We start from the raw sequence: 288 nt of genomic DNA on the forward strand, positions 1-288 counted from the left end.
TTCACCAACCGCAGTGCCGACCGCTATGCCTGTGCGCATCTCTTCACTCGTGTCTGCGAGGAGCACGGCATCGAACACCGTTTGACCAAGGTCAAGCATCCCTGGACCAAGGGGCAGGTCGAGCGGATGAATCGCACGATCAAAGACGCCACTGTCAAACGCGTCCACTACGACGATCACGCACAACTGCAACAGCATGTGGCCAACGTCATCGACGCCTACAACTTCGCTCGCAGACTCAAAGCCCTGAAGGGTCTGACACCGTACGAATTCATCTGCAAGCAGTGG

1 protein-coding gene is annotated in these 288 nt (G+C 56.9%); it reads left to right on the top strand.

The genetic code is table 11. The features are described 5' to 3' along the window. Positions 1 to 288: integrase core domain-containing protein (locus XpopCFBP1817_RS21405; protein ID WP_146090227.1), on the top strand; the 288-nt coding region annotated here is incomplete at both ends.

It is taken from the genome of Xanthomonas populi, assembly GCF_002940065.1.
Lineage (GTDB): Bacteria > Pseudomonadota > Gammaproteobacteria > Xanthomonadales > Xanthomonadaceae > Xanthomonas > Xanthomonas populi.